Annotated in this window: 20 protein-coding genes and 1 pseudogene; 13 read left to right on the top strand and 8 right to left on the bottom strand. The window is 62.7% G+C overall.

Annotated features, from left to right (window positions below; translation table 11 throughout):
• Positions 1–105 precede the first annotated feature (105 nt).
• The 3 genes from NRS07_RS11935 to NRS07_RS11925 all read right to left on the bottom strand — a co-directional run bounded on the left by NRS07_RS11935 (position 106) and on the right by NRS07_RS11925 (position 3,675).
• Positions 106–2,145 (bottom strand): bifunctional diguanylate cyclase/phosphodiesterase, encoded by a 2,040-nt coding sequence (locus NRS07_RS11935; RefSeq protein ID WP_259207137.1) that lies wholly within the window; start codon positions 2,143–2,145, stop codon positions 106–108.
• A complete protein-coding gene (locus tag NRS07_RS11930; protein ID WP_259207135.1) occupies positions 2,142–2,681 on the bottom strand; it encodes a heme NO-binding domain-containing protein in 540 nt (179 codons plus the stop codon). Before NRS07_RS11930 ends, NRS07_RS11935 begins: the two co-directional genes overlap by 4 nt.
• A 133-nt stretch (positions 2,682–2,814) precedes the next feature.
• On the bottom strand, positions 2,815–3,675 hold the full coding sequence (locus NRS07_RS11925) for a pyruvate, water dikinase regulatory protein (RefSeq protein WP_259207133.1): 861 nt from the start codon (positions 3,673–3,675) through the stop codon (positions 2,815–2,817).
• 217 nt (positions 3,676–3,892) lie between these two features.
• On the opposite strand from NRS07_RS11925, the gene ppsA reads away from it, so the two are divergent.
• The 3 genes from ppsA to NRS07_RS11910 all read left to right on the top strand — a co-directional run bounded on the left by ppsA (position 3,893) and on the right by NRS07_RS11910 (position 7,924).
• Positions 3,893–6,319, top strand: a complete 2,427-nt coding sequence (gene ppsA / locus NRS07_RS11920; protein ID WP_259213194.1) for a phosphoenolpyruvate synthase — start codon at positions 3,893–3,895, stop codon at positions 6,317–6,319.
• A 206-nt stretch (positions 6,320–6,525) separates the two neighbouring features.
• A complete protein-coding gene (locus tag NRS07_RS11915) occupies positions 6,526–6,948 on the top strand; it encodes an NfeD family protein (protein ID WP_259207132.1) in 423 nt (140 codons plus the stop codon).
• Between the two features lie 55 nt (positions 6,949–7,003).
• A complete protein-coding gene (locus NRS07_RS11910) occupies positions 7,004–7,924 on the top strand; it encodes an SPFH domain-containing protein (protein WP_259207131.1) in 921 nt (306 codons plus the stop codon).
• A 33-nt stretch (positions 7,925–7,957) separates the two neighbouring features.
• On the opposite strand, the gene NRS07_RS11905 is transcribed toward NRS07_RS11910, so the two are convergent.
• Positions 7,958–10,147, bottom strand: a complete 2,190-nt coding sequence (locus NRS07_RS11905; RefSeq protein ID WP_259207129.1) for a TonB-dependent siderophore receptor — start codon at positions 10,145–10,147, stop codon at positions 7,958–7,960.
• A gap of 120 nt (positions 10,148–10,267) precedes the next feature.
• Here NRS07_RS11905 and NRS07_RS11900 point away from each other — a divergent pair, with 120 nt between their 5' ends.
• The 4 genes from NRS07_RS11900 (at position 10,268) to NRS07_RS11885 (ending at position 13,692) form a co-directional block, all read left to right on the top strand.
• Positions 10,268–11,446 (top strand): PepSY domain-containing protein, encoded by a 1,179-nt coding sequence (locus tag NRS07_RS11900; RefSeq protein WP_259207127.1) that lies wholly within the window; start codon positions 10,268–10,270, stop codon positions 11,444–11,446.
• On the top strand, positions 11,443–11,625 hold the full coding sequence (locus NRS07_RS11895) for a hypothetical protein (protein ID WP_259207125.1): 183 nt from the start codon (positions 11,443–11,445) through the stop codon (positions 11,623–11,625). The genes NRS07_RS11900 and NRS07_RS11895 overlap by 4 nt, the downstream gene beginning before the upstream one ends.
• Before the next feature lie 83 nt (positions 11,626–11,708).
• Positions 11,709–12,374, top strand: coding sequence for a signal peptidase I (gene lepB / locus NRS07_RS11890; RefSeq protein ID WP_259207123.1), 666 nt, complete (start codon positions 11,709–11,711; stop codon positions 12,372–12,374).
• A gap of 136 nt (positions 12,375–12,510) precedes the next feature.
• The gene (locus NRS07_RS11885) at positions 12,511–13,692 is read left to right on the top strand and encodes a multidrug effflux MFS transporter (RefSeq protein ID WP_259207121.1); all 1,182 of its coding nucleotides are present in this window, start codon (positions 12,511–12,513) and stop codon (positions 13,690–13,692) included.
• Between the two features lie 21 nt (positions 13,693–13,713).
• On the opposite strand, the gene smpB is transcribed toward NRS07_RS11885, so the two are convergent.
• Complete coding sequence (smpB, locus tag NRS07_RS11880; RefSeq protein WP_259207119.1) at positions 13,714–14,163, bottom strand: SsrA-binding protein SmpB; 450 nt, start codon at positions 14,161–14,163, stop codon at positions 13,714–13,716.
• Between the two features lie 117 nt (positions 14,164–14,280).
• Between smpB and NRS07_RS11875 the strand changes: the two genes are divergently transcribed.
• A complete protein-coding gene (locus NRS07_RS11875; protein WP_259207117.1) occupies positions 14,281–14,712 on the top strand; it encodes a type II toxin-antitoxin system RatA family toxin in 432 nt (143 codons plus the stop codon).
• Positions 14,705–15,013 (top strand): RnfH family protein, encoded by a 309-nt coding sequence (locus NRS07_RS11870; protein WP_259207116.1) that lies wholly within the window; start codon positions 14,705–14,707, stop codon positions 15,011–15,013. The genes NRS07_RS11875 and NRS07_RS11870 overlap by 8 nt, the downstream gene beginning before the upstream one ends.
• Here the strand turns inward: NRS07_RS11870 and NRS07_RS11865 are convergent.
• Positions 15,010–15,504, bottom strand: coding sequence for a DUF4124 domain-containing protein (locus NRS07_RS11865; RefSeq protein WP_259207114.1), 495 nt, complete (start codon positions 15,502–15,504; stop codon positions 15,010–15,012). The two genes, NRS07_RS11870 and NRS07_RS11865, sit on opposite strands and share 4 nt — an antisense overlap.
• Positions 15,505–15,653: 149 nt before the next feature.
• Here NRS07_RS11865 and guaB point away from each other — a divergent pair, with 149 nt between their 5' ends.
• Positions 15,654–17,114: an IMP dehydrogenase gene (gene guaB, locus NRS07_RS11860; RefSeq protein ID WP_259207112.1), complete on the top strand. Its 1,461-nt coding sequence runs from the start codon at positions 15,654–15,656 to the stop codon at positions 17,112–17,114.
• A 68-nt stretch (positions 17,115–17,182) separates the two neighbouring features.
• On the top strand, positions 17,183–18,793 hold the full coding sequence (gene guaA, locus NRS07_RS11855) for a glutamine-hydrolyzing GMP synthase (protein ID WP_259207110.1): 1,611 nt from the start codon (positions 17,183–17,185) through the stop codon (positions 18,791–18,793).
• A 241-nt stretch (positions 18,794–19,034) separates the two neighbouring features.
• Here guaA and NRS07_RS11850 read toward each other — a convergent pair whose 3' ends face one another.
• Positions 19,035–20,234 (bottom strand): IS256 family transposase, encoded by a 1,200-nt coding sequence (locus NRS07_RS11850; protein ID WP_259207108.1) that lies wholly within the window; start codon positions 20,232–20,234, stop codon positions 19,035–19,037.
• A 47-nt stretch (positions 20,235–20,281) separates the two neighbouring features.
• On the opposite strand from NRS07_RS11850, the gene NRS07_RS11845 reads away from it, so the two are divergent.
• Both NRS07_RS11845 and NRS07_RS11840 read left to right on the top strand, forming a co-directional pair.
• Entirely contained in the window at positions 20,282–21,004 is a 723-nt protein-coding gene (locus NRS07_RS11845; protein WP_259207105.1) for a hypothetical protein, read from the top strand.
• A 7-nt stretch (positions 21,005–21,011) separates the two neighbouring features.
• Positions 21,012–21,290, top strand: a complete 279-nt coding sequence (locus tag NRS07_RS11840) for a hypothetical protein (protein WP_259207103.1) — start codon at positions 21,012–21,014, stop codon at positions 21,288–21,290.
• A 46-nt stretch (positions 21,291–21,336) separates the two neighbouring features.
• Here the strand turns inward: NRS07_RS11840 and NRS07_RS11835 are convergent.
• A pseudogene (locus NRS07_RS11835) lies at positions 21,337–21,627 on the bottom strand (IS3 family transposase); the annotation flags it as partial.
• Positions 21,628–21,801: the final 174 nt, after the last annotated feature.

The following is a 21,801-nucleotide window of genomic DNA, read 5'->3' as shown; positions in this document are numbered from 1 at the left end:
ATTGTTGTGCAATTTCTGCTGCCGCGATCAAGCCTGCTCGATCACGTATTCTGTAGAGCTGCCGCAATCTTTCTCGACAATTCGACTCTGACCCTCATGGGCCCCTCATGGGGGCGTGGCTGGGCGGGCAGCTTGTTGGGCCAGCGCGGTGACGACGGCTTCCTTGTCCAGTGGGCGGAAATAGAAAAAGCCCTGGACATAGTCGCTGCCCATGGCGCGCAGGATGTCGAGCTCGGCGCTGGTTTCGACGCCTTCGGCGACCACGTCCAGTCCCATCGAACGCGCCAGCATGATCACTACCTCGGCGATCTGGCGTTTGTCGCCGTGGGTGTCCATCGCGCTGACAAAGGAGCGGTCGATCTTCAGGGTGTCGATCGGCAGGCGCCGCAGGTGGCTCAGCGACGAGTAGCCGGTGCCGAAATCGTCCAGGCTCAAACGTACGCCGAGCGCCTTGAGCTGCTTGAAGATCGCCAGCGCATGCTCGGGATCGGCCATGACGGCGCTCTCGGTCAGTTCCAGCTTCAGGCACGCGGCCGGAATGCCGGTCTCGTCCAGCACGCGCGTCACCACGTCCACCAGCTTGCCGTCGTTAAGCTGTACCGCCGACACGTTGACGCTCATGCTCAGCGGGCTCCTGCCCGACCCACTACTAGCCTGCTGCCAGGCGCCCAGCGCGCGGCAAGCCTCGTCCAGGACCCAGCCGCCGATGTCGCCGATCAGGCCGGCCTCTTCGGCCACCGGGATGAATTCCACGGGCGAGATCATGCCCAGCACCGGATGGCGCCAGCGCAGCAGCGCTTCGAAGCCGCAGATCATGCCGTCTTGCGGCGACACGATCGGCTGGTATTGCAAGAACAGCTGGCCCGCGGCCAAGGCCAGGCGCAGCTCGGCTTCAAGCGTGAGTCGGCGCAGCGCACCTTCCTGCATGGTCTGGTCGAACATCATCCAGCGTGCGCGCCCGTTCTGCTTGGCGTGGTACATCGCGATGTCGGCATCGCGCAGCATCACCTGCACGTCGCTGTAGCCGCTGCTGCTCAGGGCTATGCCGATGCTGGCGGTAACATACACCTGCTGCTGCCCGATCTGCAGCGGCGCGGCCAATGCCTGCAGCAGGCGTTCGGCTACGCGGATCGGGGTGGCTGCGCCATTCATGTTGTCGAGCAGGATGGTGAACTCGTCGCCGCCCAGGCGTGATACCACATGGCTGTCTTCGCCAGCGTAGTCGCGCGCGACCAGGTCGTTCTGGCGCAGGCAGGCTGTCAGGCGCTGGGCGGTCGCCACGATGACCTGGTCGCCAGCCTGGTGCCCGAGTCCATCGTTGATGGCTTTGAAGCGATCCAGGTCGACGAACAGCACCGCAAACTGGTACGACGGGATACGCTGCGAGCGCACCAGAAAATGCTCGAGCCGGTCGAGGAACAATTTGCGGTTGCCCAGCGCAGTCAACGGGTCGTGCAATGCGTCGTGCAGCAGGCGTTCCTGTGCGCGGCGCCGTTCGATGACGCGCCCCAGCTGGGTTCCTACTTGCGCCATCAGGCGTAGCATCGAGTCGTCCGGGGTCTGCAGTTCGCGGCTGAAAAACTCCAGGATCGCGACGACCTCGTCACCGATCATGACCGGAAACGCGAACAGTGCCGACAATCCCCACTGCGCCAGCAGCGGCACACGCGGGAACTCCGTTGCTTCCGGCGCGCCCACGTTGACCCAGGCCGGGGCGCAGGTATGCAGCACCCGGCCCGGGAGGCCGACAGTCTTGGTGAAGGCGATCCCTTCGCTCAGTGCGCGCAGCGGCGCGAACTGGCCCGGGGTGGCGTCGTGCCAGATGCCGGTCGAATCGAGCGGATCGCCGGCATCCTCGCTGCGCACCAGCAGCAGGTGGCCCAGCGGCCACTCGGTGTAGCGGCAAACCGCTTCGAGCGCGCGCCGCATGGCGTCTTCGACGCTGGCCGCTTCGTTGGCGGCAACGGCGATGCTTTCAAGCAGCGCGATTTCCTGCTGGCGCTGGAACAAATCGCGCAGGCCGCGCTCGGCGATCGACTCGGCCTCGCGGCGCGCCGCGGTTTCGCGTGTCAAGCGTCGCTGCAGGCGCGCGATCTCCTGCTCTGGCGTGACCGCGGCAAGGGCAGGGACTACGAGAGGATTCACGGCTTGAAGCTGACGTGGAACACGCACTTGCCGGCGCCGTCGTGCATGCACTCGGGGTGGCTGATCTGCATCGGTTCGCGGTAATGCTCGGCGGCGCCGTTCATGAAGCCCTCGGCCAGCGCGCACAGGCGGCGCGCCGAGCTGTAGCCGATCACCAGTGTCTCGCCGTTGCTGGTATCGAAATCGAACACCGGCGGCGTAGCGCCCGGATACAGCTTGCGTACTTCCGGGTGAATCAGGCTGTTGAGGGTCAGCAGGAAGCTGCGCGTGCTCGTGTGGCTGGCGAAGAAGGAAGGATAGCGCTGGTACAGCAGCGGCATCGCGCGCCGTCCGAACCAGCGCAGTACATCCTGCGGCGCAATCTGCAGTGCGGTCGACGCCACCCCTACCAGGCGCACCACCTCGGCATCGTCATAGCTGCCGAGCGAGGTATAGGCGCCATCCAGGCCGGCATCGTCGAGCAGCCGGTCCCAGGTAGCTTCGCCAAAGTCGATGCTCACGGCTTCTTCCAGCAGGTTGAATACGATGCCCTTCATGTTGCCCCCGACGTAGAATAGTCATCAATTCTACAGCTAGCAGGCCGAGAGTATCTACCGGGAAACTACGTAGTTGCCAGAATCGTGGAGGAAGCGACCGGGTTGTCGAAAAAAGGCGACACAAGCAGGAGGTTCAGTATTCGCGGCGATCCGGCTTGATCTCTTGCAGGATGGTGGTGGCGATTTCCTCGATCGACTTGGTGGTCGATGACAGCCAGCGCACGCCTTCGCGCCGCATCATGGCTTCGGCCTCGTTGACCTCGTAGCGGCAGTTTTCGATCGACGCATACTTGCTGCCGGCGCGCCGTTCGTTGCGGATCTGTGACAGGCGCTCCGGCGTGATCGTCAGGCCGAACAGCTTGGCCTTGTAGGGCGGCAGTCCCGAGGGCAGCTTGCCGCGCTCGAAGTCGTCCGGGATCAAGGGATAGTTGGCGGCTTTCAGGCCGTACTGCATCGCCAGGTACAGGCTGGTCGGCGTCTTGCCGGAGCGCGACACGCCGACCAGGATCACGTCCGCCTCGGCCAGGTTCTTGTGCGACTGGCCATCGTCATGGGCCAGCGAAAAGTTGATCGCTTCGATACGGTTCTTGTATTCCTCGGTATCGACTGCATTATGGATGCGCCCGATCGTGTGCGTCGACTTCACGCCCAGCTCCTGCTCCAGCGGCGAGACAAAGGTCTGGAACAGGTCCATGTGCATGCCTTTGGCCGCCCGAATCACGCTCGACAGGTCATGCTTGACCAGGGTCGAGAACACGATCGGGCGTTGGCCGTCGCGCGCGAAGCTGTCGTTGATGCGGCGCGCCGCCTCGTGCGCCTTGTCGATCGAATCGATGAAGGGCAGGCGGATCTGGCGAAAGCGCATCTCGAACTGGCTCAGCACTGCATGGCCGAAGGTCTCGGCAGTGATGCCGGTGCCGTCCGAGACGAAGAACACGGTACGCGCGGTGGGTGGGCTGGCAGGAGAGGCGGCGGGGCTGGTTTCAGCGGTCATGGTGTCTTATTGCTAAGCTTCGGTGACAAAGTTGCAGCATTGTGCGGTGTGCATCCACCTGTCACAGGGTAAAATGTCGGGCAACAGGAGCTGCATTGTGCTGCACGACGGCCAGAATAACAAGAACACCCCGTCCCCGGCGCTGCATGAACTTCGACTAAAGGTTTCTATCATCAAGTAAGGGTGTTTCACCATGACCAACCTGTCTGTAGCAGCAATGAAGGAGCCGGACCAAGGATCGAACAGCGCCTCGCGCACCTATGTCGCATCGTTCGAGAACCTGCGCATGACCGATGTCGAATCGGTCGGCGGCAAGAACGCATCGCTCGGCGAGATGATCAGCCAGCTGGCCGGCGCCGGCGTGCGCGTGCCTGGCGGTTTTGCCACCACGGCCGACGCCTTCCGCGATTTTCTTGACCACCGCATCGACGCTGGCGCCAGTTCGCTCGGCGAACGCATCGCCGCCCGCCTGGTCGGCCTCGATACCGACGACGTGCGCGCCCTGGCCGCTGCTGGCGCCGAAATCCGCCAGTGGATCGTCGCCACCCCGTTCCAGCCGCGCCTGGAACAGGAAATCCGCGACTACTACGAGCGCCTGGTGGCCGATTCGGAAACCGAAATGTCGTTCGCCGTGCGCTCGTCGGCCACCGCCGAAGACTTGCCTGATGCGTCGTTCGCGGGCCAACAGGAATCGTTCCTGAACGTGGTCGGCATCGACAACGTGCTCGAGGCGATGAAGCACGTCTTCGCGTCGCTCTACAACGACCGCGCGATCTCCTACCGCGTCCACAAGGGCTTCACCCACGCCGAAGTGGCGTTGTCGGCCGGCGTGCAGCGCATGGTGCGTTCCGACACCGGCGCCTCGGGCGTGATGTTCACCATCGACACCGAGTCGGGCTTCAAGGACGTGGTGTTCGTGACCTCGAGCTACGGCCTGGGCGAGACCGTGGTGCAGGGCGCGGTCAACCCGGACGAGTTCTACGTGCACAAGCCGATGCTTGCGCAGGGCAAGTCGGCGGTGATCCGCCGCAACATCGGCTCGAAGCTGATCAAGATGGAGTTCACCGCCGAAGCCAAGGCCGGCCGTTCGGTCAAGACCGTCGACGTGCCGATCGAAATGCGCAACCGCTATTCGCTGCTCGACTCCGAAGTGGTCGAGCTGGCGAAATACGCCGTCATCATCGAAAACCACTACGGCCGCGCGATGGATATCGAGTGGGGCAAGGATGGCCGCGACGGCAAACTCTACATCCTGCAGGCGCGTCCGGAAACCGTCAAGTCGCAGCAGAAGACCACCGACGCGCAGCAGCGCTTCAGCCTCAAGGGTTCCGGCACCGTGTTGACCTCGGGCCGGGCCATCGGCCAGAAGATCGGCGCCGGTCCGGTGCGCGTGATCACCGACCCGGCCGACATGGAACGCGTGCAGCCGGGCGACGTGCTGGTGGCCGACATGACCGATCCGAACTGGGAGCCGGTCATGAAGCGCGCCGCCGCCATCGTCACCAACCGGGGCGGGCGTACCTGCCATGCGGCGATCATCGCGCGTGAACTCGGCGTGCCGGCGGTCGTCGGCTGCGGCGACGCCACCGAAGTGCTCAAGGACGGCACCTTCGTCACGGTCTCGTGCGCCGAAGGCGACGAAGGCCGCATCTACGACGGCCTGCTCGAAACCGAGGTCACCGAAGTCGCGCGCGGCGAACTGCCGCCGATCAAGACCAAGATCATGCTCAACGTCGGCAACCCGCAGCTGGCCTTCGACTTCCAGTCGGTGCCCAACAACGGCGTCGGCCTGGCGCGCCTCGAATTCATCATCAACAACAACATCGGCGTGCACCCGAAGGCCATCCTCGAGTATCCGAACATCGATGCCGACCTGAAAAAGGCGGTCGAATCGGTGGCGCGCGGCCATGCATCGCCACGCGCCTTCTATGTCGACAAGCTGGCCGAGGGCGTGGCCACCATCGGCGCGGCGTTCTGGCCCAAGCCGGTGATCGTGCGCCTGTCCGACTTCAAGTCGAACGAGTACAAGAAGCTGATCGGCGGTTCGCGCTACGAGCCGGACGAAGAAAACCCGATGCTGGGCTTCCGCGGCGCGGCGCGCTACCTGGCCGACGACTTCGCCGAAGCATTCGAAATGGAATGCACGGCAATGAAGCGGGTCCGCAACGACATGGGCCTGACCAACGTCGAGCTGATGATCCCGTTCGTGCGCACGCTGGGCCAGGCCGAAAAGGTCATCGAGCTGCTCGCCAAGTACGGCCTCAAGCGCGGTGAAAACGGCCTGCGCGTCATCATGATGTGCGAAGTGCCGTCCAATGCCATCCTGGCCGAGCAGTTCCTGGAATATTTCGACGGCTTCTCGATCGGCTCGAACGACCTGACCCAGCTCACCCTGGGCCTGGACCGCGATTCCGGCATGGAGCTGCTGGCCAAGGACTTCGACGAGCGCGATCCTGCGGTCAAGGCGATGCTGTCGCTGGCGATCAAGGCGTGCCGTGCCAAGGGCAAGTACATCGGTATCTGCGGCCAGGGGCCGTCGGACCATCCCGACTTCGCGCAATGGCTGGTGGCAGAAGGCATCGAGTCGATGTCGCTCAACCCGGACTCGGTGATCGATACCTGGAAGAAGCTCGCTTCGCAGTAATCAAGCGCCTGCAACCCGACTTTATGCGCCTGCGATAATCGTCGTCGGCGTGGCTTCTGCCGGTGCCCAGACCTGCTACACTGGCTTCGATCGAGCTACGCCCGAAGGCACAGAATCCGCAAGCGCTCCAGTTTTGCCGAACCCTCGCCGCCTATGCAGGCCGCGGGGGTTTTTTACTGTTTTGAACCTGGAAAGGAGTGACACCCATGACCGATTGGATGGGCTGGCTGGTAGGCGCCGGCATTCTCGTGATCGCCGAACTGTTCACCGGCACCTTCTACCTCTTGATGATCGCCATCGGCTTGGCCGCCGGCGCACTGGCTGCCTGGTCGGGTGCGAACGGATCGGTCCAGACTTTCGTGGCGGCGGCGCTCGGACTGGCGGCCACCGCGATCTTGCACCGCAGCCGCTTTGGGCGGCCGGCGCGCACCGAGGCCTCGCGCGACCGTAACGTCAACCTCGACATCGGCCAGCGCGTCGCCGTCGCCGAGTGGCAGCAGGGACGGGCGCGCGTCATGTACCGCGGCGCGCCGTGGGATGTCGAACTCAGTCCCGGCGCGCTGCCCGAGGCAGGCGAGTTTCGCATTGTCGAGGTGCGCGGCAATCGCCTGATCCTGGCGAACGCATGAGCCGGTGATTCATAAGCTTTTCAGATAAATAACTAGTCATCTATTAGGGATACTCATGGAAATTTCCTTCAGCATGGTTGCAGTGGTGTTTTTCATCATCGCCCTGGTCTTCATCTTCAAGACGATCAATGTGGTGCCGCAGCAGCATGCGCTGGTGGTCGAGCGCCTCGGCAAATACCATGCGACGCTGGGACCAGGGCTGAACATCGTGGTGCCCTTCATCGACCGTATCGCCTACAAGCACAGCCTCAAGGAGATCCCGCTCGACGTGCCGCCGCAGGTCTGCATCACCCGCGACAACACCCAGCTGCAGGTCGACGGCATCCTGTATTTCCAGGTGACCGACGCAATGCGTGCGTCGTATGGCTCGTCCAACTACATCCAGGCCATCACCCAGCTGGCGCAGACCACGCTGCGCTCGGTGATCGGCAAGATGGAACTCGACAAGACCTTCGAGGAGCGCGATCACATCAACACCACCATCGTCAACGCGATCGACGAATCGGCCGCCAACTGGGGCGTGAAGGTGCTGCGCTACGAGATCAAGGACCTGACCCCGCCGGCCGAGATCCTGCACGCAATGCAGCGCCAGATCACCGCCGAGCGCGAAAAGCGCGCGCTGATCGCAGGCTCGGAAGGCCGGCGCCAGGAACAGATCAACATCGCCAGCGGCGAGCGCGAAGCGGCCACGCTGCGCTCGGAAGGCGAACGCCAGGCGGCGATCAACCGCGCGCAGGGCGAAGCCAGCGCCATCGTCGCACTGGCCGAAGCCAGCGCTGCCGCGCTGCGCCAGGTGGGCGCCGCCATTCGCGAGCCGGGCGGAACCGACGCGGTCAACCTGCGCGTGGCCGAGCATTATGTCGACGCCTTCGGCAATCTGGCCAAGACCAACAACACCTTGATCGTCCCGGCCAACATGGGCGAGATGAGCAGCGTCATTGCCAGTGCGCTGCAGATCGTCAAGTCGCAGAAATAGCGCTCGCCCCTGCCTCGGCGAACGCCCTGGCCATCAGAAATCGAGCGTCGCCGACAGCACCACGCTGCGCGGCGCGCCCAGCACCAGGTAGCCAAAGCCTGGATAGCCGCCCGCCGACGCCCAGTAGTTCTTGTCGGTGACATTGTCGATGCGCGCGCGCAGGGTCAGGGCGCGGTCCATCAAGCGGGTGCTGTAGTTGGCGCCGATGTCCAGGCGCGACCACGATGGCAGCTTCTGGGTATTGGCCGCGTCGGCGTACTGGGTCGAGGTATGCAGGGCGCGTGCATTGAGCGACAGCCCCGGCACGCCGGGCAGGTCCCATTCGGCGCCAAGATTGACCTGGGTTCCCGGCACGCCGATCGCATCCTTGCCCTGGTTGGCGCCGCCCGCGTTCTTGCGCTGTTCGGCCTCGAGCACGGTCAGGCCGCCCAGCAGGCGTACCCCGCGCACCGGGGTGCCGAACACGGTCAGCTCCAGGCCGCGGTTGCGCTGCTCGCCGTACAGCCCGAAGCGGCGGTCTTGAACGAAGGCGCTCGGCTGCGAGGTGGTGAAGGCGGCGGCGGTAATCCCCAGCTTGCCGCCGTCGAACTTGACGCCGACTTCTTTCTGGCGCGAGACATAGGGCGCGAATACCTCGCCCACGTTCACGATGTCGGTGCCCGCGGCCACTGGGCCGCGCTGCAGCGCTTCGCTGTAGTTCGCATACACCGAGACGCTTTTCATCGGCTTGTAGACAATGCCGGCCACTGGCGTCAGTTCGCTCTTTTCGTAGCGGGCATTCGGCGCACCGGTGCCGTAGTCGTAGCCGACATCCTTGATTTTCTGGTGGCGCGCGCCCACGGTGAGCAGCACGCGCTCGTCCAGCAGGCCCAGGGTGTCAGCCACGGCCACGCTCGACAGGATGGTTTTCTGCGTCAGCAGTGGATTGGCCAGCACGCCGCCGGTGAAGAAGGCGTTCGATGGCGCGGCCACGTCCAGCGGGCGGTAGATGTTCGAGGCAAAACCCGCGAAATCGCTGAGGGCGTAGGCGTTGTTCGACTCGGAATGAAAGCCCGCCACCGAAGCGCTGAGCTGGTGCGAGACGGTGCCGGTGCGCAGGCTGTGGCGCAGGCCGATCTCGCCGGTGCGGACCTGGTCTTCGCGGCTATTATCGAAGCGCGCCATCGTGGCGTTGCCGTTAGGCGCGGTAACGGTCGGCGACGAGATGATGTTCGATTCGGTTCCCGAGCGCATGCCCAGCGCCGCCCATGCGGTGGCGCCGCCTGGCAGGTCGGCTTCGCCGCGCAGGGTGCCGAAGGTATCGCGCTCGCTCGAATAGGTCCAGGGCTGGGCGAAGTTGCTGTCGGCCTCGGGCGCGGCCACCATCGGCACGCCAGCGCCCAGCGTCACGCTCGGACGCGCGCCGCGCAGCTGGTGGTCCTGGTGGCCGACGTCGGCCGACAGGCGGTAGCCGCGGCCGCGGTAGTCGACGCCGACCGCAACCAGGCTCAGTTCCCGGTTCTCACGCTCGACCGCGGTCTCGCCGTCGCGGCGCACCGCGTTCACGCGCACGCCGAGGCGTGCCTGGTCGCCGAAACGGCGCGCGACATCGGTTGCCACATAGGCCTGGCCACCGGTTTCCACGCCGGCCGTCACCTGGCTCAGCGGCGCATTCGGGGCGCGCTTGGGCAGCAGGTTGATTGCGCCGCCGATGCCGCCGCCGCCGGGCGCGGCGCCGTTCACGAAGCTGTTCGCGCCGCGCAGCACTTCTACGCGCTCGAGCAGTTCCGAGGCCACGAACTGGCGCGGCAGCATGCCGTACAAACCGTTGTAGGCCAGGTCGTCCGAGTTCACCGCAAAGCCACGGATCACGTACAGTTCCTGGAAGTTGCCGAAGCCGCGCGCCACCCGCACCGATGGATCGTTCTGCACCACGTCGGCGACGCTGCGCGCCTGCTGGTCCTGGATCAAGGCCTGGGTGTAATTCATGGAATTGAACGGCGTGTCCATCATGTCCACATTGCCCAGCAGGCCAAGCCGGCCGCCGCGCGCGACCTGGCCACCGGCATAGCTTGCGCTCAAGCCCTGGCGCGAGGCATCGGCCGACGCGCTCACGACAACCGTGGCGACCGTAGCGACCGGCTCGACGGGGAGGGCAGGGTCCTGCGCACAGGCGCTGGCGGCAAGCAGCGAAGCGGCCAGGGCGGTGGGAGTCAGGCGCAGCGAAAGGCTGAAGGATTTCATGGGCGAAGCTCTTTATCTAGATGAGAATAAGTATCATTCTAGCTGTTTTGGCTTGCGCCTGTAAATGAGAACGATTACTATTTGTCGCTCAACGCATTGCGCAACCGCCACGTCTCGCCCATGACACCCACCAAGCTGCGCCGCTGGAGCTGGATCCACAAGTGGAGCAGCCTGGTCTGTACCATCTTCATGCTGCTGCTGTGCCTTACCGGCCTGCCGCTGATCTACCACCACGAGATCGGCCACCTGCTGGGCACCGATGTCGAGCCGCCGGCCTTGCCGGCGCAGCTCGCGGCCAATCCGCCGCGCGGCAATATCGATGCCGTGCTGGCTTCGGCCCGGGCCCTGTATCCCAGCAAAATTCCGATGTACATGTCGCAGGAGGCTGACCAGCCGGCGATCTGGAACGTCACCCTGGGCGACCATCCGAACGACGAGGCCTACAAGCCGATCGCGGTCGATGCCCGCACCACCAAGGTAATCACCGAGCCGGCTTTCGAAGGCGGCGTGTTCATGTCGACCATGCTGCGCCTGCACGTGGACCTGTTCGCGGGCCAATACGGGATGCTGTTCCTGGGCTTCATGGGGCTTTTGTTGCTGGTCGCCGTCGTCAGCGGGGCGGTGCTGTATGCGCCCTTCATGCGCAAGCTCGATTTCGGCACCGTGCGCCAGGAACGCAGCAAGGTCGTCAAGTGGCTCGACCTGCACAACCTGCTCGGCATCGTCACCCTGGTCTGGGTATTCGTGGTCGGCGCCACCGGCATGGTCAACACCTGGGCCGACCTGCTGCTTAAGTACTGGCAGGCGACCGAAGTGGCCGAGATGCTCAAACCCTACGAAGGCCAGCCGAAGCTCGACCAGCTGGCGTCGATCCATGACGCGATCCGGCTCGCCGAAAGCGCCGAGCCGGGCATGCAGGTCGGCTTCGTGGCGTTTCCTGGCACCCCGTTCAGCAGCCCGCACCACTATGGCGTGTTCATGCGCGGCGACGAGGCGTTCAGTGCGCGCCTGTACAAGCCGGTGCTGATCGATGCCGCCACCGGCGCGATCACCGACCGCCGCGAGCTGCCCTGGTACCTCACTGCGCTGCTGCTGTCGCAACCGCTGCACTTCGGCGACTACGGCGGCCAGGCCATGAAGCTGCTGTGGGCTTTGCTCGACATCGCGACCATGTTCGTGCTGGGCAGCGGCTTGTACCTGTGGTTCAAGCGTGGCCGCGCCACCCGGAGCGCGATGCAGGCGCGCGCCATGGTGCCAGACGCCCCGGACGCCCCGGACGCACCGGCGCTGGCTCCATGATCCGGACCCGCGCGCAGATCTGGCGCATGCCGCTGCTGCTGGCGGTCCTGACCGCCATCGGCCTGGTCGCGGCCTTGCTGGGCGACGGCGTGTGGGACCTGGTCTCGGCCGTCACCCTGGGCGCCCCGGTTGCCGTCGGTGCCTGGCATGGCTTGCGCCGTGCGCCCGCACGGCGCTGAAAGCATGCAGCACGCTTAACGTTTAAGCATCGCCAAAGCTGACCGGCGTATAACGATCCCATCACCACATGGAGGGACGTTCGATGACAGGCTTCATACGCGCCAACAAGGGTTTTTTGCTGTTCATGCTGCTGTTCGGCGTATTTCGCACGGCGGTGGCAGACTGGAACCCGATTCCGTCGAGCTCAATGCGTCCCAGCCTGCTCGAAGGCGACGTGGTCCTGGTCAACCGCCTGGCCTACCAGGTCAAACTGCCGCTGACCGACGTGGTGGTGGCGCGCACGGGCGAACCCCGCCGCGGCGATGTTGTCACCTTCAGTTCGCCCCACGACGGCACCCGCCTGATCAAGCGCGTGCTGGCGCTGCCGGGCGAGCGCGTCGAGATGCGCAACGAACGCCTGCTCATCAACGGCGTGGAATCGACGTATTCGCTCGAAGCGGTGGTGCGCGAGCCGGCCGACGGCATGACCATGGACGCGCTGCGCATGGTCGAGGCAATCGACGGCCGCAGCCACCGCATCCAGCTGCTGCCGCAACGCGCCGTGGCGCGCGATTTCGGGCCAGTGACGGTGCCGCCGGACGGCTTTTTGGTATTGGGCGACAACCGCGACAACAGCGCCGATTCGCGCATCATTGGCTTCGTGCCGCGCCACCTGCTGATCGGGCGCGCCGAGGGCATCCTGGTGTCGGCCGATTACCAGGGCGACTGGATGCCACGCTTCGAGCGCTTCGGCATTTCGCTGCGCTGACAGCGCGCAGCTTCAGGCTGGGCGCCGTCCCATGTCATTGATGGTGGTTGCCAGGTTGGCAGGCGCGAAATTGAGTACAATCCGGTCCGCCGGAAGCGCGCGTGTTGCAGTGCCGGCTCCTTCATAAGGCACTACCATGCAGCGACTCCTGACCATCATGCTGGCCTGCCTCGGCATGATCGGCGCCCTGGCGATCGATACCTACCTGCCGTCGATGCCCGCCATCGGCGAAGAATTCGGGGTCGGGCCGGTGGCCGTGCAGCAGACCCTGAGCGTGTTCCTGTTCACCTTCGCGTTCATGATGCTGTTCTACGGCACCCTGTCCGATTCCTTCGGGCGCCGGCCGGTGGTGTTCGGTGCGCTCACGCTCTATACGCTGGCCTCGATAGGCGCGGCCAATGCGCCGAGCTTCGGCTGGCTGCTGTTTTTCCGGGCGCTGCAAGGCTTGTCGGCGGGCGCCGGTTCGGTCATCGGGCAGGCCATCGTGCAGGACCGCTTCAGCGGCGCCCAGGCACAGAAGATGATGTCGCAAATCATGATGGTGTTCGGCCTGGCGCCGGCCATCGCGCCGGTGCTGGGCGGCTGGCTGCACGTGAACTTCGGCTGGCGCTCGACCTTCGTCTTCCTGGCGGTCTTCGGCGCGCTGATGATGCTGATGGTGTGGCGCATGCTGCCCGAGAGCCTGCCATGCGAAAAGCGCCAGCGCTTTCATCCGTCGACCATCGCCGCCAACTACCTGCTGGTGCTGCGCAACCCACAATTCCTGACGCTGGCGCTGTCGCTGGGCTTGGTGTTCGGCGCCCTGGCGCTGTATATCGGTTCGGCCGCCCACTTCGTCATGCAGATCTTGCAGCTGCCGGAAACCGCCTTTGGCTGGATGTTCGTGCCGCTGGTCGGCGGCATGATGCTCGGCTCGGCCTGGGCCGGCAGGGGCGCCGCCAAAGCGCCGCCCGGGCGGCTGCTGCGCACCGGGTATGTGGTGATGGCGATCGGTTCGCTGCTCAATGTCGGCTACAACGCGCTGTTCCCGGCGGCGGTGCCGTGGGCGGTGCTGCCGCTGGCCGTGTTCACCTTCGGGCTGGCGCTTGCCATGCCCGGCATCCAGTTGTCGGCGATGGGACTGTTCCCGCACAATCGCGGGCTGGCCGCCTCGATGGTCGGCTTCATCCAGATGATGTCGTTCGCGCTGGTGTCGGGACTGGTGGCGCCGCTGCTGTTCGACAGCGCGTTCAAGCTCGCCAGCGGCGCCGCGCTCGGCTGCCTGCTCAGTTTCCTGATGTGGCGCCTCAGCCTGCGCCTGGCCAGGCCGGCGGCCTAGAGACGCTTGGTCAGCGCGTGGTCAGCGCGTGTTCTGCTTCATCGCCGCGGCGACTTCGCGCTTGGCGTCGCGGTCTTTCTCGGTGGAGCGTTTGTCGTGCTGCTTCTTGCCCTTGGCCAGGCCAATCTCGCATTTCACGCGGCCGCCCTTGAAGTGCAGGTTCAGCGGCACCAGCGTATAGCCGGAGCGCTCGACCTTGCCGACCAGCTTGTCCATCTCGGCGCGGTGCAGCAGCAGCTTGCGGGTGCGCAGCGCCTCGGGATGGCTGAAACTCGAGGCACTGGTCAGCGCGCTGATGTGGGCGCCGAAGAGAAACAGCTCGTCGCCGCGCACGACCACATAGGCTTCCTTGATCTGGACCTTGCCTTCGCGGATGGCCTTGATTTCCCATCCTTCGAGCACGATGCCGGCCTCGTAGCGGTCCTCGATGAAGTAGTCGAAAAATGCTTTTTTGTTGTCAACGATGCTCATGAAATAACGAAAATCCGCGTCTCGGTTAAACTACTGCTGCGGCGAAGGCGTGCACACCCTGTGCACACCGCATGCCCAAAATACAACTTATCCAACATCATAACAAACGGTTGACCAATGGCAGTAGTGCACAAATCAGTTTTTCTCGGCTATAGCGCGGAGCAGATGTTCGACCTGGTCGCCAAGGTGGAAGATTATCCGAAATTCCTCCCATGGTGCGGCGGCGTGAAGATCATCGAGCGAACCGACGACAAGCTGGTGGCCAACCTTCAAATTAATTTTCACGGCGTGAAGCAAAGCTTTACCACGTCGAACCACAACAACCGGCCGACCCAGATGAAAATGCACCTGGTCGACGGCCCGTTCAAGATGCTCGAAGGAACCTGGAACTTCAAGGCGCTGCGCGCCGATGCCTGCAAGATCGAGTTCGACATGCATTACGAGTTCTCGAGCATCATCCTCGAACAGATCATCGGCCCGGTGTTCGGCATGATCGCCAACAACATGGTCGACTCCTTCTGCAAGCGCGCTGAAACCATCTATGGATGAGCTGTTGCACGTCACTGTCTGCTACGCCAGGGCAGGCGACGAATACCTGCGCCCGCTCGCGGTCGCGCCTGGCACAACAATCGGCCAGGCCATCGAGATCAGCGGCGTGCTGCAGACCTATCCAGACATTAACCTGAGCACGCAGCCGGTGGGGATTTTCGCCAAGAAGAAAACCCTCGACACGCTGCTGCGCGAGGGCGATCGCATCGAGATCTACCGGCCGCTGGTAGCCGACCCGAAGGATTCACGGCGCCGGCGCGCTGCCAGGAAAGACGGCATACAAGGCGCGGGCGCCAGCTAGCGGCACGCGTCCAGGATCTGGTTGGCCCGGGCCGCCGCTGCGGCCCTTTCTTCGTCCGTCATGAAGCTGCGCTCGCCGCCGGGGGCGATGCGCCCGATGCGCGCACCGGAGTCGAGCTCGGCTTTCACCTGGCGCGCCGACTGGCACCGCTCGGCCAGGTCGCGCTGGCGCCGGGCTTCCTGCTGGTCTGTCTTGCCTTGTTCCTCGCGCAGCTTGACGCGCTCGCGGTAGGCCGCTTCACGCTCGGCCAAGCTTGCCGGCGGCTTGGGCAGCGCCGGGGCCGGCGGAGCAAGCTGCCCTGGTGCCTTCAATATCCGGTGCTGAGGTGTCGACGATGGCGGCGGCCGGTCCGAGAAGTGGCGCACCCCGTTGGCGCCGACCCACGCATATTGCGCGTGCGCCAGCGGGGCGGTTGCGAGCACGGCAATGCCAGCGGCCAGGCGCAGGAGAGAGCGCAGGAGAGAGCGCAGGAGAGAGACTAAGCGACGCATAAAAGTTTTCCTTAGGTAACACCTGGATTTCCTCATGCTTGGCCGCGACTGTCAATCGGGAAGGGCGGCCCGGCCCGAAAATAGGGCATGCCGGCGACAGTCATGGCCAGTTTCTGTATAATTCGCTTTTGCGCCTATAGGAAAATGCTATGCGTCTACTCCAGAAAGCACTCACCTTCGATGATGTGCTGCTCGTCCCGGCCTACTCCAATGTTCTTCCGGCCAATACCTCCCTTCGCACCAAGCTGACGCGAAACATCACGCTGAACATCCCGCTGCTGTCGGCAGCGATGGATACCGTGACCGAAGCGCGCCTGGCGATCGCGATGGCGCAGGAGGGTGGCATTGGCATTATCCACAAGAACTTGCGGCCAAGCGACCAGGCCCGCGAAGTGGCCCGCGTCAAGCGTTTCGAGGCAGGCGTCCTGCGCGATCCGATCACGATTCCGCCGACCATGAAGATCCGCGAAGTCATCGCGCTGTCGCAATTGCACGGCATTAGCGGCTTCCCGGTGGTCGAAGGCAAGCAGGTGGTCGGCATCATCACCAACCGCGACTTGCGCTTCGAAGAGGACCTGGAAGCCGAGGCCCGCGCCAAGATGACGCCGCGCGAGAAACTCGTCTACGTCAAGGACGACGCCGATACGGTCGAGGCCAAGCGCCTGATGAACAAGCACCGCCTCGAGCGCGTGCTGGTCGTCAACGACGAGTTCGAGCTGCGCGGCCTGATCACGGTCAAGGATATCCAGAAATCGCATGAGCACCCGTTCGCTTCGAAAGATGCGCAGGGCAAGCTGCTGGTGGGCGCGGCCGTGGGCGTGGGCCAGCGCGACGAAGAGCGCATCGAACTGCTGGTGGCGGCCGGTGTCGACGTGCTGGTGGTCGATACGGCGCACGGCCACTCGCAAGGCATTCTCGACCGCGTGAAATGGATCAAAGAACGTTTCCCCCACGTTGACGTCATCGGCGGCAATATCGCGACCGCGGCAGCCGCGCGCGCGCTGGTCGAACACGGCGCAGATGCAGTCAAGGTCGGCATCGGTCCCGGCTCGATCTGCACTACCCGCATCGTGGCCGGCGTCGGCGTGCCCCAGATCACCGCGATCTCGAACGTGGCCAAGGAGCTCGAAGGCACCGGCGTGCCCTGCATCGCCGACGGCGGCATCCGCTTCTCGGGCGATATTTCCAAGGCACTGGCAGCGGGCGCACACACCGTCATGATGGGTAGCATGTTTGCCGGCACCGAAGAAGCGCCGGGCGAAGTCATCCTGTACCAGGGCCGCAGCTACAAGAGCTACCGAGGCATGGGCAGCCTGGGCGCAATGGCCGAAGGTTCGGCCGACCGCTACTTCCAGGACGCGTCGAGCAAGGCCGACAAGTTCGTGCCGGAAGGTATCGAAGGCCGGGTTGCCTACAAGGGCAGCGTGCTGGCGATTATCTTCCAGCTGGTTGGCGGCGTGCGCCAGTCGATGGGTTATTGCGGCTGCGCCACCATCGAAGAACTGCGCGAAAAGGCCGAGTTCGTCGAGATCACCTCGGCGGGCATGCGCGAGTCGCATGTGCACGATGTGCAGATCACCAAGGAAGCTCCGAACTACCGTTCCGAGTAAGCATCCGGACGGCGCCTGTGCGCCGTTTTTGCTATTGACCCCGATTCATCCAATATCGCTGCCCCCACATGCACTCTAAAATCCTCATTCTCGATTTCGGTTCCCAGGTTACCCAGCTGATCGCGCGCCGCGTGCGCGATGCCGGCGTCTTTTCCGAAGTCTTCCCCTACGACGTCAGCGAGGAATTCGTGCGTGAGTACGGCGCCTCGGGCATCATCCTGTCGGGCAGCCACAATTCCACCCTCGAAGGCGATTCGCCGCGAGCGCCGCAAAGCGTGTTCGAAGCCGGCGTGCCGGTGCTGGGCATTTGCTACGGCATGCAGACCATGGCCGCCCAGCTTGGCGGTAAGGTAGAAAACGGCAAGCTGCGCGAGTTCGGCTACGCCGAGGTGCGCGCCCGCGGCCATACCGCGCTGCTCAATGGCATTAACGATTTCGTGACCGACGAAGGCCACGGCATGTTGCGCGTCTGGATGAGCCACGGCGACAAGGTGCTGGAGATGCCACCCGGCTTCAAGCTGATGGGCTCGACCGACAGCTGCCCGGTAGCGGCCATGGCCGACGAAGAGCGCCGCTTCTACGCGCTGCAGTTCCATCCGGAAGTCACCCACACGACCCAGGGCGAAGCCATTGTCGGCCGCTTCGTGCACGAGATCTGCGGCTGCAAGTCGGACTGGAACATGCCCGACTACATCGGCGAAGCTGTCGAGAAAATCCGCGCGCAGGTCGGCACCGATGAGGTGATCCTCGGCCTGTCCGGCGGCGTCGACTCGAGCGTGGCCGCAGCCTTGATCCACCGCGCCATCGGCGACCAGCTCACCTGCGTCTTCGTCGACCACGGCCTGCTGCGCAAGGACGAAGGCAAGATGGTGATGGACATGTTCTCCAAGAACCTGGGCGTCAAGGTCATCCGCATCGATGCCGAAGACCAGTTCATGGGCCACCTGGCCGGCGTCACCGACCCCGAGCAAAAGCGCAAGATCATCGGCCGCGAATTCGTCGAGGTATTCCAGGTCGAAGCGGGCAAGTTGAGCAATGCGCGCTGGCTGGCCCAGGGCACGATTTACCCGGACGTGATCGAATCGGCCGGCAAGGGCAAGAAGGGCCAGACCATCAAGAGCCACCATAACGTGGGCGGGCTGCCGGAAACCCTGAACCTTAAGTTGCTCGAGCCGCTGCGCGAACTGTTCAAGGACGAAGTACGCAAGCTAGGCGTCGCCCTGGGCCTGCCGCACGACATGGTCTACCGCCACCCGTTCCCGGGCCCGGGCCTGGGCGTGCGCATCCTCGGCGAAGTCAAGAAAGAATATGCCGACCTGCTGCGCGAAGCCGACGCCATCTTCATCGAAGAGCTGCGCAATGCACCGTTCGAATTGCCGGCAGTCGCCGGAATCGATCCGGGCAAGGCGCCAACCAACTGGTACGAAGCCACCAGCCAGGCTTTCGCCGTGTTTTTGCCAGTGAAATCGGTGGGCGTGATGGGCGACGGCCGCACGTATGAATACGTGGTGGCCTTGCGCGCGGTGCAAACGCTGGACTTCATGACGGCGCAGTGGGCGCACCTGCCGCACACGCTGCTTGGTAAAGTATCGAACCGGATCATCAATGAAGTGCGCGGGTTGAACCGAGTGGTGTATGACATTTCGGGGAAGCCGCCGGCGACGATTGAGTGGGAATGAGTTTCTCGTTGAAAATTATTTCTGCGACTTCTAAACCCGCTTCGGCGGGTTTTTTGCTATCTGAATGATCGTTAATTGTGTAGTGCAGATACTGCTGCATTGTCAGGAACAGTTCTGCAGGCTTCAAGCCGCCTAAGGCGATCTTTCCTTTGAGATAGTTGGGACGCAGCGTCACTTTCTTGTCGATCGTGTCCCGGGAAGTGGTGTATGAGTCGCGATTCATGGGAGGCTGGGCTCCCGATCAGTTGATCACGGCAGATAGCCGTGCTGACTGATTTTCACAAAGCGACTGCAGGCCTTCAAGCTGCATATACCTTCGTTGCAGCGACCATTCGTCATTCTGTTCGATCATCATAGCGCCAACGAGCCGGATGATGGCGCGTTCATTGGGGAAGATGCCCACCACGTTGGTTCGTCGCTTGACCTCGGCGTTAAGCCGTTCAAGCGGATTGGTGCTGTGGATCTGAAGCCGATGCGCGCGCGGGAAGCTGGTGAACGCCAGAACGTCCTGTTCAGCAGCATCCATCATCGCTGCCAATTTGGGGAACTTCTCGCGCAGCTGGTCAGTGACCAAACGCCACTGGGCACTGGCCGATTCAGGGCTGTCTTGCACGAAGATGGTGTTGATCACGGCAAGCACTGCCTGGCGCTGGCCCTTGTTGGCGTAGGCCAGGGCGTTACGCAGGAAATGGACCTTGCAGCGCTGCCAGGTGGTCTTCAGAACCTTGCTGATGGCCGCCTTGAGGCCTTCGTGCGCGTCCGAGATCACCAGCTTCACGCCACGCAGCCCACGCCGTGTAAGGCTGCGCAGGAACTCGGTCCAGAATGGCTCGGCTTCCGACGCGCCGGTCGCCACGCCCAGAATCTCGCGCACGCCGTCAGTGTTGACGGCCACAGCGATTATTACGGCCACGGACACCACTCTTCCTGCCTGCCGGGTTTTGACGTAGGTGGCGTCGATCCAGAGGTAGGGCCAGTCACCCTCAATAGGGCGCTGCAGGAAGGCCTGTACGCGTTCGTCGATTTCTTCACACAAGCGCGAGACCTGGCTCTTCGACACGCCGGTCATGCCCATGGCTTTGACCAGATCGTCGACAGAGCGCGTGGATATGCCTTGGATGTAGGCTTCCTGAATGACCGCTGTCAACGCCTTCTCGGCTGTACGCCGGGGTTCGATAAAGTCAGGGAAGTAGCTGCTAGTGCGAAGCTTGGGGATCTTCAAGCCGACTGTGCCGGCACGAGTTTCGAGTGCTCGCTCGCGATAGCCGTTGCGGCTATTAACGCGTTCCTCGTTGCGCTCGCCATAAGCGGCCTTGCACAGCGCCTCGACATCCATTTCCATGAGACGCTGCAGGGCAAATTGAAGGGTTTGTTTGATGAAATCGGCATCGGCTCCCTTTGCGGCGAGCTCCGACAGTGCGATAGTAGAAGGCGTGGTCATCGTGGTTTCCTCTGAGTTCGGTTGAGTCGTCAAACCCAAACGTACCCATGAATCACGGTGGCCACCTCATCACTGCTCAAGCCTCGGCGCCGAACTCAGCGCCAACTTCATACACCACTTCCCGGGACACGATCTGGACAGAAGCAGCTATTGGCATCGGAGCTGCTATAAAAGCCACCTCGATCGTCAGTAAGGGCGTAGATCAATCGACTGCAATTGGTAAAATTAACGCTGCCACTTATCACGACTTTGTACCTAACGGACTTGTTCCAAGCTCTCATGTGATGATTACCCCACAGGCACAGCTACTAATGAAAGAAATTCAAAGCGGCAGCCCCGGTTTGTCCGATGCGATGGTTAAAAACATTGCCCAAGAAATTATTCAATCTGGGAGAGGGATTCCTCATGCCGATGTGGCATCGACTAGTACAGTTTTGGTTAAGGTGGTGCCAAAAGGAGCGGGAGTCTCTGATTTTAGCCCTTATTGGATGAGTGTTGAGCAGGCTAAGATAATAGCCAATTCAACTCCGGAGAAAGCGGCTCAAATCCTTGGGCTGCCTGCTGCCCAAGCGGGAAAAATGTTTGCAGAAGGAATGGATTTCTTTGCGATTTCACCGAAGGTCGGATTGCAGCTAACAATTTTCAAATCGGATATTGCCGGGACTACTCAAGGCAATTACACTACGGCACCAAAGGCTCAACAGATTATTGTGCCGAATCGGGGGCAATGGAATCCGGCAGCCCCGATTGATCCGGCAACTTTTAAATGAGAATCTTATGTCAGCCCAGAGATTACATAATGCCGCATCCAACTTGAAAGAAATAGTCGAGGGCTTTGATCAATCGAAACCACTGCTTGAAGATGCGTATAAAATTTTGCGTCCAATCTTGGATGAGGCACTTGCAGGTAAGCTGCAGGCTCCTGGGGCGCTTCCGCACCGGTCTTTCTTTTTTGGCATGTATGAAGATTCCCTGCCGGCCCATTATCTTAGCGATACAAGATTAATGAACGCGCTTGCCGATTTCGATGAGGCATGGCGGCAAACGCATATGTAAGCTGATGCTGGGCCAGTAGACAGACTGAATCGCCACGAGTCTTCTGGACACTCGCCAGCCGCTTGAAATACTGCTTTTCATATTCGACCGGCGACAAGTCATTGCTGAACCTGTGCCGGCGCTTCGGATTGTAAAATATCTCGATATAATCGAAGACATCCTGCTTTTCTTCTTCCCGGGTGCCGTATGTCTTGCGCCTAATTCGCTCCCGTTTCAGGAGCTGAAAGAAGCTCTCGGCTACGGCGTTATCGTGGCAGTTCCCGCGCCGGCTCATGCTCTGCCGCAGGTTATGCTCGTCCAGAAAGTCGCGCCAGTCGTAGCTGCTGAACTGACTACCTACCTAGTACCGAAAGATGGCCTAGATCGGTACGGAAGAGATGTCTTAGGCTACCCAGAAAATTCACAATTTATAATGACAAAAGGGCAAATGGATCAGTTGCTGCAGCGCGCCAACGGGAACATTGCGATTTTAGAGAAGGAGCTTGGTATTCCGACTGGTGCATGGCTAGAA

This window comes from Massilia sp. H6, assembly GCF_024802625.1.
Lineage (GTDB): Bacteria > Pseudomonadota > Gammaproteobacteria > Burkholderiales > Burkholderiaceae_D > Telluria.
The sequence above is the reverse complement of the archived record's forward strand: the minus strand, read 5'-3'. Positions and strand labels throughout refer to the sequence as shown.

What these genes read in the sequence shown, in the direction of transcription:
- NRS07_RS11930 (WP_259207135.1), bottom strand. Translation starts at nt 2,681, where the DNA reads ATGAAGGGCATCGTATTCAACCTGCTGGAAGAAGCCGTGAGCATCGAC.
- NRS07_RS11925 (WP_259207133.1), bottom strand. Translation starts at nt 3,675, where the DNA reads ATGACCGCTGAAACCAGCCCCGCCGCCTCTCCTGCCAGCCCACCCACC.
- ppsA (WP_259213194.1), top strand. Translation starts at nt 3,893, where the DNA reads ATGAAGGAGCCGGACCAAGGATCGAACAGCGCCTCGCGCACCTATGTC.
- NRS07_RS11915 (WP_259207132.1), top strand. Translation starts at nt 6,526, where the DNA reads ATGACCGATTGGATGGGCTGGCTGGTAGGCGCCGGCATTCTCGTGATC.
- NRS07_RS11910 (WP_259207131.1), top strand. Translation starts at nt 7,004, where the DNA reads ATGGAAATTTCCTTCAGCATGGTTGCAGTGGTGTTTTTCATCATCGCC.
- NRS07_RS11905 (WP_259207129.1), bottom strand. Translation starts at nt 10,147, where the DNA reads ATGAAATCCTTCAGCCTTTCGCTGCGCCTGACTCCCACCGCCCTGGCC.
- NRS07_RS11900 (WP_259207127.1), top strand. Translation starts at nt 10,268, where the DNA reads ATGACACCCACCAAGCTGCGCCGCTGGAGCTGGATCCACAAGTGGAGC.
- NRS07_RS11895 (WP_259207125.1), top strand. Translation starts at nt 11,443, where the DNA reads ATGATCCGGACCCGCGCGCAGATCTGGCGCATGCCGCTGCTGCTGGCG.
- lepB (WP_259207123.1), top strand. Translation starts at nt 11,709, where the DNA reads ATGACAGGCTTCATACGCGCCAACAAGGGTTTTTTGCTGTTCATGCTG.
- NRS07_RS11885 (WP_259207121.1), top strand. Translation starts at nt 12,511, where the DNA reads ATGCAGCGACTCCTGACCATCATGCTGGCCTGCCTCGGCATGATCGGC.
- smpB (WP_259207119.1), bottom strand. Translation starts at nt 14,163, where the DNA reads ATGAGCATCGTTGACAACAAAAAAGCATTTTTCGACTACTTCATCGAG.
- NRS07_RS11875 (WP_259207117.1), top strand. Translation starts at nt 14,281, where the DNA reads ATGGCAGTAGTGCACAAATCAGTTTTTCTCGGCTATAGCGCGGAGCAG.
- NRS07_RS11870 (WP_259207116.1), top strand. Translation starts at nt 14,705, where the DNA reads ATGGATGAGCTGTTGCACGTCACTGTCTGCTACGCCAGGGCAGGCGAC.
- NRS07_RS11865 (WP_259207114.1), bottom strand. Translation starts at nt 15,504, where the DNA reads ATGCGTCGCTTAGTCTCTCTCCTGCGCTCTCTCCTGCGCTCTCTCCTG.
- guaB (WP_259207112.1), top strand. Translation starts at nt 15,654, where the DNA reads ATGCGTCTACTCCAGAAAGCACTCACCTTCGATGATGTGCTGCTCGTC.
- guaA (WP_259207110.1), top strand. Translation starts at nt 17,183, where the DNA reads ATGCACTCTAAAATCCTCATTCTCGATTTCGGTTCCCAGGTTACCCAG.
- NRS07_RS11850 (WP_259207108.1), bottom strand. Translation starts at nt 20,234, where the DNA reads ATGACCACGCCTTCTACTATCGCACTGTCGGAGCTCGCCGCAAAGGGA.
- NRS07_RS11845 (WP_259207105.1), top strand. Translation starts at nt 20,282, where the DNA reads ATGAATCACGGTGGCCACCTCATCACTGCTCAAGCCTCGGCGCCGAAC.
- NRS07_RS11840 (WP_259207103.1), top strand. Translation starts at nt 21,012, where the DNA reads ATGTCAGCCCAGAGATTACATAATGCCGCATCCAACTTGAAAGAAATA.